General features: G+C 68.2%; 12 protein-coding genes. 3 read left to right on the forward strand and 9 right to left on the reverse strand.

Annotated features, from left to right (window positions below; all coding sequences use genetic code 11):
• Positions 1 to 3: 3 nt before the first annotated feature.
• Together L0V05_RS16415 and L0V05_RS16420 are read right to left on the reverse strand one after the other, a co-directional pair.
• Positions 4 to 639, reverse strand: a complete 636-nt coding sequence (locus L0V05_RS16415; RefSeq protein ID WP_234872924.1) for a DUF6441 family protein — start codon at positions 637 to 639, stop codon at positions 4 to 6.
• 5 nt (positions 640 to 644) lie between these two features.
• Complete coding sequence (locus tag L0V05_RS16420) at positions 645 to 959, reverse strand: head-tail joining protein (RefSeq protein ID WP_234872383.1); 315 nt, start codon at positions 957 to 959, stop codon at positions 645 to 647.
• Positions 960 to 1,017: 58 nt separating this feature from the next.
• Between L0V05_RS16420 and L0V05_RS16425 the strand changes: the two genes are divergently transcribed.
• On the forward strand, positions 1,018 to 1,398 hold the full coding sequence (locus L0V05_RS16425; protein WP_234872385.1) for an antitoxin Xre-like helix-turn-helix domain-containing protein: 381 nt from the start codon (positions 1,018 to 1,020) through the stop codon (positions 1,396 to 1,398).
• A complete protein-coding gene (locus L0V05_RS16430; RefSeq protein ID WP_234872387.1) occupies positions 1,358 to 2,134 on the forward strand; it encodes an RES family NAD+ phosphorylase in 777 nt (258 codons plus the stop codon). The genes L0V05_RS16425 and L0V05_RS16430 overlap by 41 nt, the downstream gene beginning before the upstream one ends.
• A gap of 7 nt (positions 2,135 to 2,141) precedes the next feature.
• Here L0V05_RS16430 and L0V05_RS16435 read toward each other — a convergent pair whose 3' ends face one another.
• Genes L0V05_RS16435 through L0V05_RS16455 form a run of 5 tightly spaced genes read right to left on the reverse strand, consistent with a single transcriptional unit; the run spans position 2,142 to position 6,311 of the window.
• Positions 2,142 to 3,155 (reverse strand): major capsid protein, encoded by a 1,014-nt coding sequence (locus tag L0V05_RS16435; RefSeq protein ID WP_234872389.1) that lies wholly within the window; start codon positions 3,153 to 3,155, stop codon positions 2,142 to 2,144.
• A gap of 24 nt (positions 3,156 to 3,179) precedes the next feature.
• Positions 3,180 to 3,551 carry a head decoration protein gene (locus L0V05_RS16440; RefSeq protein WP_234872390.1) on the reverse strand — a complete coding sequence of 124 codons (372 nt, stop codon included), beginning with the start codon at positions 3,549 to 3,551 and terminating at the stop codon, positions 3,180 to 3,182.
• 6 nt (positions 3,552 to 3,557) lie between these two features.
• Complete coding sequence (locus L0V05_RS16445) at positions 3,558 to 4,562, reverse strand: head maturation protease, ClpP-related (protein ID WP_234872392.1); 1,005 nt, start codon at positions 4,560 to 4,562, stop codon at positions 3,558 to 3,560.
• A gap of 4 nt (positions 4,563 to 4,566) precedes the next feature.
• Positions 4,567 to 6,093 carry a phage portal protein gene (locus L0V05_RS16450; protein ID WP_234872394.1) on the reverse strand — a complete coding sequence of 509 codons (1,527 nt, stop codon included), beginning with the start codon at positions 6,091 to 6,093 and terminating at the stop codon, positions 4,567 to 4,569.
• Between the two features lie 2 nt (positions 6,094 to 6,095).
• Positions 6,096 to 6,311: a phage head-tail joining protein gene (locus L0V05_RS16455; RefSeq protein WP_234872396.1), complete on the reverse strand. Its 216-nt coding sequence runs from the start codon at positions 6,309 to 6,311 to the stop codon at positions 6,096 to 6,098.
• A gap of 48 nt (positions 6,312 to 6,359) precedes the next feature.
• On the opposite strand from L0V05_RS16455, the gene L0V05_RS16460 reads away from it, so the two are divergent.
• The gene (locus tag L0V05_RS16460; protein ID WP_234872398.1) at positions 6,360 to 6,974 is read left to right on the forward strand and encodes a plasmid pRiA4b ORF-3 family protein; all 615 of its coding nucleotides are present in this window, start codon (positions 6,360 to 6,362) and stop codon (positions 6,972 to 6,974) included.
• A gap of 9 nt (positions 6,975 to 6,983) precedes the next feature.
• Here the strand turns inward: L0V05_RS16460 and L0V05_RS16465 are convergent, their stop codons facing one another.
• Both L0V05_RS16465 and L0V05_RS16470 read right to left on the reverse strand, forming a co-directional pair.
• On the reverse strand, positions 6,984 to 8,984 hold the full coding sequence (locus L0V05_RS16465; RefSeq protein ID WP_234872400.1) for a phage terminase large subunit family protein: 2,001 nt from the start codon (positions 8,982 to 8,984) through the stop codon (positions 6,984 to 6,986).
• Positions 8,932 to 9,492 carry a hypothetical protein gene (locus tag L0V05_RS16470; protein WP_234872402.1) on the reverse strand — a complete coding sequence of 187 codons (561 nt, stop codon included), beginning with the start codon at positions 9,490 to 9,492 and terminating at the stop codon, positions 8,932 to 8,934. The genes L0V05_RS16465 and L0V05_RS16470 overlap by 53 nt, the downstream gene beginning before the upstream one ends.

Consider the following 9,492-nt stretch of genomic DNA (forward strand, 5'->3'; position numbering starts at 1 on the left):
CGATCACGAACTGGCTTTTCCGTCCACCCAGATCGCCGCGATCAATCCGGGCACACCGTCCACTGCCCGTTCGGCATCCCGCGCCAGATCCAGTCGCTTTGGGAGCTTCACCTGTGGCACCAGCAGGAAGATCGGCGCGGTCACGAGGCCACGGCCGGTTTTCGATCGTGACGCCACGGCGCGGCCCTTTGTGTTCAGCCGCCCTTCGGCTACCAGCAGGCTTGGCCCACGACGACGATAGATGAACCGCAGGCTTAGGCCAGTTCGGCGCTCCCATTCGCCGGGGGTGATCCGGCCGCCGCGCTGGGACTTGCCGGCGGCGGGTGTGGGTATCGCCAGCCAGAAGCCGTTCTTCGAGCGGATCAGCGGGCCGGTGTCATGCGCGCCGATGATGACCGGGGCGTTGGACCAGACCACGGCCGCCGCGTTGAGGCTCGGCGTGGCCTTGGGGAATTGCTCCGACCGGATGGTGCGGGCGAGCCGGGGCCCGAGGCCCGCACCGGTGATCTGCAGCCGCCATGCGGCCTTCAGCCCGGTTCCGGCTTCGCGGATCGCGGCTGAGACAGCCCGCTCGCCCGCCGCGACCTCGGCCGCCATCATCGCGGCGATGTCAGGATCGATGTCGAGCTTCAGTTTCATCGCGGTCACGCCGGGCGGAGGTCGATGGTCCAGACCAGCCGCTCGCGGTCGCGGACGGGCGCTCCCTGGATGAGGAAGGCGTCGCCCTCGATCTCGATGCGGTCGCCGGGGCGTGGGGCTGGAACCTCGGCGACGCGCAGGTCGATCCGTGTGGTCTCGGACCAGAGCCGCGCGTCGCCGAAATCGGTGACCGCATCGGCACGCCGGGCGACGATGCGCACGAGCACCGGCGCGCCACCATCGGCGATGTAGACCGCATCCCGGCCGATGTTCGGATCGGCGAAGAGCGCCGCAAGTGCGACAGAGAGGGCGTCCGGCATGTTTCCTCTTTCCTCAGAAAGGAAGTGATACTATGTTTGCAGCAGACAGGAGAAAGCTATGCCCCTTTCCCATCAGATCGCCCAAAACCCTGTGGCCGGTGCCGTGCTGACCAAGGCCGCGCTGCGGGCGGCAGACCGGCTCGGCCTTTCGGGCCGACAACTGGCCGACATCGTCGGCGTCTCCGAGGCGACCGTGTCGCGCTGGAAAAGGGGCGAAAGCCTGCTCGAGCCTGGCTCGAAGCCCTTCGAGCTTGCGGCCCTTCTGGTGCGGACCTTCCGCTCGCTCGACGCGATCACCGGGGGCGACGAGGCGGTGGCGCGGCGGTGGCTGGTCGCCCCGAACACCGCGCTCGTGGCACGGCCCGTGGAGCGGATGACGCAGGTGCAGGGGCTTGTCGATGTCACGACCTATCTGGACGCACGACGCGCTCCGCTCTGAGGCGCGGCCCTACGCGGGCCCGGCATGGCGGTTCGTCGAGGCCCAGCATCGGGTCTCGACCCTGAAACTTGTCGACAGCCTCGCCGAGCAGGGGGCGCTTGAGGAGATCCTCGAGGCCACAAAGCCGCCCCTGCCGGAGGACTGCCGCGCGCTCGACTACTTGCTGGCCACGCCTTTCCGGTATCGCCCCTATCCGGCGGGATCGCGGTTTCGCCGTGCGGGACTGACGCCCGGCGTCTGGTACGGGGCCGAGGCACCCGAGACGGCAGCGGCCGAAATGGTCTTCTACCGCTTCCTGTTCTACGCCGAGAGCCCGGAGACGCCCTTTCCAGACGATGCGGCCGAATACACCGCCTTCTCGGCGGAGGTCGCAACGCCCGTGGCAGTCGACCTGACGGCCGGGGCACTGGCCAACGATCATGCCGCCTGGGCCCACCTCACCGACTACGCGGCCTGCCAGGCACTGGCCGAGGAGGCCCGCGCGATCGGTACAGAGGTAATCCGCTACGCCTCTGTCCGCGATCCTGCCCGGGGTGCGAACCTTGCCGTGCTGACCTGCCGGGCCTTTGCCGCCCCTCAGCCGGTCGAACGTCAGACCTGGCGCATCCGGATCGGCCCCACCGGCGCGCAGGCGCTGCGCGAGCATCCGCGCCTCGGGATCGAGTTCCCGAAGGACAGCTTCGCCCCGGACCCACGCCTTGTCGGCATGCTATGGGACCGCCCCCGCGCCCGATAGGCCGTCATCACGTCCGCCGCGCCGAACGCAGCACCTGCGGCCGGGTGCAGATCGGCAGCGGGTTGCTCTCGATCTCAAGGCGCACCCATTCGTCGCGGTCGCGGTCGGGGATCATGCGCGCATAGAGCGGCAGGCCAAGCGTGTTCACCGTCTCGAAGGTGTCGGCGGGGGCGAAGTAGATCTCGAACAGGCCCTCGACGCCTTCGGGATAGAAGTACGCCTTGTCGGTCGGCACGCCGAACCCAAGGCCGCCCCGGTAGCGGCGGAAGGTGATGCCGCCGAAGCTGACCTCTTCGCCCACGCGGCCGCGCAGATCGGCGGCGGCTGCGGTGTTGAGATAGGTCTCGCGCACCTCCTTGTGGGCCACGAGATCGGCGAAGAAGGCCGAGCCGCATTCGGCGCGCAGCTGGACCTGACCGGCCGCCAACCCGCCAAGGCTGTCCTCGACGCTCTCGATCAGCGCCTGGCAGCGCTTCCTGAGCGCGCCCGACGCGGGGCTCGCGTTGTCGAGGTCGAAGTCGACCTCCGTGGCGGGCGTGATGCCGAACTCGGTGAAGTAGTTCACCACCGTCGCCCCGTCCTTCGGATCCTTCACCACGCCCTGGATGCCGTTGAAGAGGTGGAACTCGAAGGTGGCCTCGGCGTCGTTCCGGAGTCGCCCCAGCTTGCGGGCCACCTCGGTCTGCACCTGCTGGGTGGCAGATTCCGACCCGTGGTCGCGGATGCCCTGGATCTCCGAGGCCCAGAGCACGTCCTGCTTCTTGAACTGCCGCACGACAAAGGCGCGCATCTCGCGGCGTTCCGGCACTTGGCTCTCGTAGGCCGAGCCACGTTCGGAGAACGGGATCAGTTGCAGCGTGCCGTCCCGGCTCTCGATCACGACAGTGCGCGACCGCACGCCGCGCGGCCCGAAGAGGTTGGCGCCCGAGAGGATCGCGGGCTTGAAGGGGATGTTCTCCAGTGCGCGGGTCAGTTCGATGATCGAGAAGGCATCGCCTTCGAAGATGTCCATGGTCGCCATGGGGATGTCCTTTCGAGGAAGTGATCAGCGCAGCAGGATGCCGAGCGCGGCCAGCGCCGCAGTGGCGGCGGTGATCTGGGGTTCCGTGGCACCCTCGGGCCACACGAGGTCGTTGCGGTTGACGATGGCCGGGCCGCGCAGGACCGCGACGGCGGCGGCATCGGCGGCCGTCGCGTCAGCCGGCCCCCAGAGTATCCCGGCGGCGTTCTGGCTGCCGTTCGACGCGGCGGGGGCAAGCTGGGTGAACTTCCCGCCCGTGGTGATCTTGCCCAGCACCGTTCCGGGGTCGAGCTTGCCCGCGCCGGAGGTGAGGGTGACGGTCTCACGGGTGTAGTCGCGCGAGGTTTCCCAGACGAGGAAGCCGCCCGCATGTCTGCCTTCGGTCAGCGTGGTCATGGAGGATCATCCTTTCAGCTTGAAGGTGCGGGCGATCACGTCGCCCCAGGGACGGGCGGTGGGAGTGGGCCCGGGTTGCGGGTGATGGGGGCTGATCTGCGCCTCCGCCTCCGCCCTCGCGGCAAGAAGGCTCGCGCGCACCGCATCGAGGTTGGCGTCCTCTTCGAGGAAGCGCCCGGCCATCTGCGGCTGTCCCGCAAGGCGACAGAGGTCTACCACGGCACGGGCATGGGCGATGGCGTCACGCCGGATGGCGGTTGGATCGATGCCTGTCACCACAGGGTCTGGACTTGGCGGTGTGCCCGGCTCAGGCTCGGGTTCACCTTGGATCGCGAGAGCCTCGTCGCAGATCTCGCCGCCTGTGACGTCTCCGGCGGCTTCATTGACGTCCTGATTGCTCTCGGAAGCCGGATCAGCGATGGCTTCCGCAAGTGCGGGTGGCGCGTTGCGGAACCGCCCGATGTCAAAGCTGGCTGCAATCCGCACTGGCTCGATCATGCGGGTGGCAAGCCCCGCCTCGAGGGCCGCTTCCGCATCGAACCAGGTCTCGGCCGCCATCAGCGCCGCGATCTCCTCTTCGGTGCGTCCGGACCGGGTCGCATAGCCACGGATCATGCCGTCCGCGATCTTGTCCATGGTGTCTGCCATCTCGCGCATGTCGGTGGCGGTGCCCATGACCAGCCCCGAAGGGTCGTGGATCATCAGAAAGGCATTCTCGGGCATGACGATCTCGTCACCCGCCATGGCCACATAGGAGGCGGCCGAGGCGGCCACGCCGTCGATCCAGACGGTGATCGTTCCGTCATGCCGGTGGAGGGCATTGTAGATTGCCACCGCGTCGAAGACCGAGCCGCCCGGACTGTTGAGGCGCAGATCGATGGGCACCCCGTCCGGCAGTGCGCCGAGTTCCGCGAGAAAGCCCTTGGCACTGACGCCATAGGCGCCGATCTCGTCATAGATCAGCACTTCCGCCCCGGTGCCGCGGGCGCGGATCGTGTACCAGTTCTTCATCCTGTCACTCCTGTTCGGATTGCGCGGCCGCGTCAGATCCATCGGTTTCCGGGTCGGGTCGCCTTGAAGGCGTTGCCCGCGCGCCTTGCGTCTCGCCGGGGCTTGTCCGGTAGCGGAGGCCCAGATCGGCCGACCGCTTGGCATCAGCCGCGTTCTCGCGGTCGACCTCCTCGACGTCGTAGCCGGTGGCCTCGACCACCTTGCGCCGCGAGGTGATGCCCGCCTCCATGGCGAGGACCTGTGCCTGGATATCCTTCAAAGGATCGACCCAGTCCCAGCGCGGCGGGATCCATTGTGCTGCGCGGAATCGGCCGGGTGTGGCAGCGAACTCGGGCAGATCGAGCGCGCCCGACAGCGCCGCGGTTTCCATCCAGCGCGCCCAGATCGGACGGCAGAACTGGTGGACAATCACGCAATGTTGCAGCTGGCCGATGCGGCGACGGAACTCGACCAGTTCGGCCCTGAGGCTCGAGTAGTTCGCCTGCCGTACATCGCCGGTGACCAGGTGATAGGGCAGACCGAGCGAGGCCGAGACGGCGAGCAGCGTGCGGTACTGGAACGCCTCGTAGCCCCCGCCCACATCGGCCGGGCTCGAGAACTTCACGTCCTCTCCGGGCAGCAGAACCTGCATCGTGCCGGGCTCGAGGCTGGCAATCGCGGCACCCTCGGGGTCGGCGGCGCCTTCGCCCATCATCGGCTCTTCCGGCGCGGTCTTGGTGATGAAGCCCGCGAACATCGCCGCGGTCTTCTTCCGGTCGAGTTCCGCATCATCGTACTGGTCGAGCAGGAACAGCCGCACCATGGCAGGTGCCACATACGGCAGGCCTCGGATCTGGCCCGCATCGATGGGCCGGTAGATGTGCAGCACGTCCCCGGCCGGCACGCGGACCGTGTCGGGCACTGCCACCCGCTGGTCCGTGCTGTCACCCGGATGGCGGCGGCGGAAGTGATAGGCCACGCGCCGCCCGATCCCGTCGAACTCGATCCCGCACCGGATGCGGTTGCCGTTGGCGGCTGTCTCGGTCTTCTCGAAGGGCAGCATCTCGGACTGCAGGAGTTGCAATTGCAGCGGCACCATCAGCCCGTCTTCGACGCGTCGGGGACGCAGACGCACGAAGCACTCGCCCGCCACGAACATTTCGCGCGCGACCATGGCCTGCAGTCCGTAGAAGTCAGTCAGCCCGTCCGCGTCGGCCTCGTCCGTCCATGCCAGCCAGAGCTTCTGGACCCGATCGCGAAGGCCCGCATCCTCGATCAACGAGGACGGCTTGATCCCGTCGCCGACCAGGTTTGCCGCAAAGGCCTCGCAGGCGTTTGCCGCATACCCGTTGGTGACAACCAGTTCACGGGCACGGGCCAGAAGGCGCGGACCGCCGGCGGCCACCAGCGCATTGATATTCTCGAGCGGTGGATTCCAGCCCTTGAGCCGTCGCCGCGCCATGGCCCCTTCGAGCCGAGCGCGCACGGCTGCAGGGCTGCCGCTGGCCCGGCCGGGAATGGACCCGCCGCGGAACCTGTCGAACAGCCCCATGCTCAGAGCCCCTTTTCCGTGATGACGCGCACTTGCCGCACGATCCGCCGCCCTTCGGCTGAAGCGATTTCGCGATCCAGCGCCTCGAGGGCCCGGTCGATCTCCGCCACGGTACGGTAATCCACTGTCTTTCCGTCATAGCTGACACGGGCCACGCCCGAGGCACGCTGTGCGGCCAACGCCTCGCGACGGGAGCGGAGGTCCGTGATTGTCGCCATGACGGCCCACCTCTATCCTGCTCGCAACCCGTCCTGACCAGGCCCGCCATGACCGACCGGATTGCCCGCCTTCGCATCGAACTGCTGCATCTCGAGCCCTGCATCTGGCGTGAGCTCGAGGTCAGCCTGACCACCAACCTCCGCGCCCTGCACGAAATCATCCAGGCGGTGATGCCGTGGGAGAACTACCATCTCTATGATTTCCGGGTCGGCGACAGGGTCTATGGCGAACCCGATCCAGAGGACGCAGTGTGGGGCCGCAAGATCTATCAGGCCAAGGGCATGCGCCTCGGCACGCTGATCGATCGCGGCGTGACCGAGTTCCTCTACACCTACGATTTCGGGGACGACTGGCAGCACCGCGTCCTTGTCGAACACGTCGGCGCGGCCGATCCCGGCACAGATTATCCGCTGTTCGTCGCGGGCGAGCGCACCGCGCCGCCCGAGGATGTGGGTGGTCCACCCGGCTTCATGGAGTTCGTCGAGGCCATCGCAAACCGCCGCCATCCGCAGCACAAGGACATGGTCCGCTGGTATGGCGGCCCCTTCAACCCGGTGGACTTTGGCGAACCCGAGATCGCGGCGCGCGTGCGCGATCTTGCCAGCCGGCGCAAGGTTTCCCTCGAGGCCTTCGCCCGCAGCCGCGTGCTGCGACAGCAGTAGTTCCGAAGGTCAGCCCATATAGGTCGAGCGCACCGTCCTGCGCCGAGGCCCCTGTGGAGTCCCTGGAATACGCGCTGGCGTTGGTCCGCTCTCGGCCCGAATTGCGTCCCGGTCCGGGAACTGCCGTTCCAGATCCTGCCACCGGGCCTCCGGCCAGCGATCCGCGCCCGCGATCCAGGCAGCGGCGCGGGCGTAGACCCGGCAGTCCAGCGCCTCGTTGCGCTCGCGCAGCTTCTGCCATTCGAGCTTGGCGAAGCCCCGCTTTGTGCGAACCGTCACCAGCTGTTCGGCCACGACCTGCTTCAGCCATTCGCTATCCACCCATGTCGGCAGGTGGATCGTGCCAGGCGGGAAGGTCGTGCCCTCGGCGCGTTCCTCGGTCGTCGGTCTCTCCAGCCGCAGGAAGCGGTAGGTCTCGGCTTTGAAGGTCGACACCGCCACGGTCCAGAGCCGCGCCCCGCGCCGCAGGCGTTTGCCGCCTTCGGTCGCATCGACAAAGGTCGGGCCCGACACCGGGCTTGCGCGGTTGAACCCCTCGACGCCCTTGACCGGCGACACCTGCGCAAACCCTTGCGCCCGCGACCAGGAGTAGACCGCCGGGGCCTCGTAGCCGGTGTCGATGGCAAGCCGTGCGATGCGCAGGTGCGCGCCGCGTTCGTGAGGCCAGGACCGATCCAGCAGCGCGGTCAGTTCCGACCAGGCGCCATGCCGGTCCGGCCCGCCCTCGATCACGACGTGATCGACCAGCCAGCTTTCCAGCCCACGCCCCCAGGCCCAGACATCGACCTCGATCCGGTCCTTCTGCACATCGGCCCCGGCCGTCAGGAACAGCCCGCCCGCAGGCACCGTGCCGGATGTCCAGCGCTCGCGCCGGTCGTAGAGCCGCTGCCAGTCCGGGGCTTCCCCGGTCTCGACCCAGGTCTCGCCGAGGATGGTATTGCGGAACGCCTTGATCGCCTCGTCCGACCCCTGTGACGCGTCCCATGCCCGCACGATCCGCTCCCAGCTCAGCCAGCCGATCGGCGAGTAAAGCGCCGAGAGGTGATATCCGACCGTGGTCGGATCGGCGGCCGTGGCGGTCGCCCGCCATGCGCCGCCCTCCAGCATCGCCGTCTTGTAGTGTTCCGCGATGGGCTGCTCGCAGCCCTCGCAGTGATATTCAGCCGTCTCCGGGCGGCCCTTCTGCCATCGCAGCCGGTCGAACTTCAGCCACTGCGCGTGGCTGCAATGCGGGCACGGCACGAAGTACCGCCGCTGATCGCTGGCCTCGTACTCGCGCTCGATCCGGCTCAATCCCCGGATGGTGGGCGTCGAGACCAGGAACACCTTGCGCCGGTGGGCGAAGGTCAGTGAGCGCGCCTCAGCCAGCGTGACCGGATCGCCTTCCTCGTCGGCCGAAGCCGGATAGGCATCGACCTCGTCGAGGAAGATGTAGCGCGCCGGGGTAGACCGCAGCCCGACCGCCGAATTCGCCCCGGTCATGATCAGGATGCCGCCCGCGAACTCCTTCGACAGCATCGTGTTGCCCGCGTCGCGGGACCGGGCCGGCTTGACCCGCTCCCGCAGCTCGGGGCTTTCGTCGATCAGCGGATCGATCCGCTGCCGCGAATTGCGCTTGGCCAGTTCCACGGTCGGCTGGACCGCCAGCATCGGGCCCGGTGCCTGGTGGATGGCGAACCCGATCCAGTTGTTCCCGGCCTCGGTCGCGCCGACCTGCGCGGCCTTCATGAACACGATCCGCTGCGTGGGATCGCCGGGCGATAGCCGGTCCATGATCTCGCGCATGTAGGGCGTGCGCGCGGTGCGATAGCGCCCCGGTTCTGCCGAGGCGCGGCCCGACAGCACCCGGTGCCGGTCCGCCCATTCCGAGACGGTCAGATCCGGATCGGGTCGCAGCCCGTTGCCCCAGGTGCGCAGGATCTCCGCCGCGCCGTCGAAGTCGGTCAGGCTCTCATCATCACCGGAAGTCGGGCCGGACCTCGGCAAGCTCGTCGAGGTGGGCACGGACATGTTTTTCCAGGACCTTCTGCATCGCGGCTGGCTCGACGCCCAGATCGGCCGCCATCAGCGCCGCCGCGCGTGCAGGCCAGTTCACCCAAGCATCCCGCACCTCCCGCGCGAGGCGAAACACCAGCGACAGCGCGCGGGCCCGCTCGATCAACTCCCCCTTCAGCTTCTGGAGCCGGATACGCCGCTCCTGCGCCTTCAGCACTTCGTTCGCCGTCTTCGCCTGCAGGAAGGTCGTGCCGCCGCCGACCGCCGGGACCGCCAGCCCCTGTTCGCGGAGCGTGTCGCCGACAGCTATGACGGCAGCTTCTGGCACCGGCTTCAGCTTCGGTTGGGGTGGCTTGCGCGTCTTCGACGGGTCGGTTGTCTCCGCCCGCCTCGCGTCGCTGGCGGCCGCGTTGATGCTGCCGTCTGGATAGAGGACGAGCCGTTCGGCGGTCTTTGCCTTCTGGATCGCGCCGCGCGACAGCCCGACATGCGCGGCGTACTGGCGCTCGCTCATGCCCTGCAT

Origin of the sequence: Alitabrizicola rongguiensis, from assembly GCF_021491355.1 — a bacterium.
GTDB classification, from domain to species: Bacteria; Pseudomonadota; Alphaproteobacteria; order Rhodobacterales; family Rhodobacteraceae; genus Aliitabrizicola; species Aliitabrizicola rongguiensis.

Bases quoted from the DNA above. Each gene is read 5' to 3' on its own strand.
- L0V05_RS16415 (WP_234872924.1), bottom strand. From the start codon at position 639: ATGAAACTGAAGCTCGACATCGATCCTGACATCGCCGCGATGATGGCG.
- L0V05_RS16420 (WP_234872383.1), bottom strand. From the start codon at position 959: ATGCCGGACGCCCTCTCTGTCGCACTTGCGGCGCTCTTCGCCGATCCG.
- L0V05_RS16425 (WP_234872385.1), top strand. From the start codon at position 1,018: ATGCCCCTTTCCCATCAGATCGCCCAAAACCCTGTGGCCGGTGCCGTG.
- L0V05_RS16430 (WP_234872387.1), top strand. From the start codon at position 1,358: ATGTCACGACCTATCTGGACGCACGACGCGCTCCGCTCTGAGGCGCGG.
- L0V05_RS16435 (WP_234872389.1), bottom strand. From the start codon at position 3,155: ATGGCGACCATGGACATCTTCGAAGGCGATGCCTTCTCGATCATCGAA.
- L0V05_RS16440 (WP_234872390.1), bottom strand. From the start codon at position 3,551: ATGACCACGCTGACCGAAGGCAGACATGCGGGCGGCTTCCTCGTCTGG.
- L0V05_RS16445 (WP_234872392.1), bottom strand. From the start codon at position 4,562: ATGAAGAACTGGTACACGATCCGCGCCCGCGGCACCGGGGCGGAAGTG.
- L0V05_RS16450 (WP_234872394.1), bottom strand. From the start codon at position 6,093: ATGGGGCTGTTCGACAGGTTCCGCGGCGGGTCCATTCCCGGCCGGGCC.
- L0V05_RS16455 (WP_234872396.1), bottom strand. From the start codon at position 6,311: ATGGCGACAATCACGGACCTCCGCTCCCGTCGCGAGGCGTTGGCCGCA.
- L0V05_RS16460 (WP_234872398.1), top strand. From the start codon at position 6,360: ATGACCGACCGGATTGCCCGCCTTCGCATCGAACTGCTGCATCTCGAG.
- L0V05_RS16465 (WP_234872400.1), bottom strand. From the start codon at position 8,984: ATGTCCGTGCCCACCTCGACGAGCTTGCCGAGGTCCGGCCCGACTTCC.
- L0V05_RS16470 (WP_234872402.1), bottom strand. From the start codon at position 9,492: ATGCAGGGCATGAGCGAGCGCCAGTACGCCGCGCATGTCGGGCTGTCG.